At 63.0% G+C, this 613-nt stretch carries 1 protein-coding gene; it reads right to left on the reverse strand.

The features are described from left to right. A partial coding sequence (locus FJV41_RS49640; protein WP_220137983.1) for a hypothetical protein occupies nt 1-613 on the reverse strand: 613 nt, incomplete at both ends.

Raw genomic sequence — 613 nt, forward strand, 5'->3', positions numbered from 1 at the left:
CACTCAGGTTAAACCCGGCAACCAGCAGATTCTTCAGGGCGTACTGGTCGAGATCGCGAAACAGATTCAGCTGCGCCGGTTTCCCCGGCCGCAGATCCAGCAGGGTGAAGTCCGGGCAGTGCGCCCGGAAGACGTGCGGCGCCCACGCGTCCCCATTCGGGTCGAAGTACACCACCGCGTCCCCGAAATCGCGTACGCAGCGAATGAGCGCGTTGGTGCCCATCACGCTCTTGCCGCTCCCGGGCAGGCCGAGGATCTGAATATTGGTCTTGCGCCAGGTATCACGCGGGACCAGCACCGGCTGGCCCTGCTCATCCTTACCCAGAAACACCGCCTGCTGTTTCCGGGCCTGCTCTGTGGAAAAATCGGCCAGCGCGTTAACCGGTACCGGCTCCCCGAAATGCAGGTGGCGGACGTCGGTCATTTCTCCGGTCCGCTGGCTGCTGCGCCGGCTCTCCTGGTTCAGTTTCGCATTCACCGCCTCGTCAGCGGCCGCAAAATGACCGTCAAGCAGCAGAAATGCCAGCAGCCGCGCCAGAAGGATGCCGGCGACAAGCCCTCCGGCACACCAGACAATCCCGAACAGGTTAGCCGGCTGCAGCAGGTAATAATC

This window comes from Myxococcus llanfairpwllgwyngyllgogerychwyrndrobwllllantysiliogogogochensis, from assembly GCF_006636215.1.
Classification (GTDB): domain Bacteria; phylum Myxococcota; class Myxococcia; order Myxococcales; family Myxococcaceae; genus Myxococcus; species Myxococcus llanfairpwllgwyngyllgogerychwyrndrobwllllantysiliogogogochensis.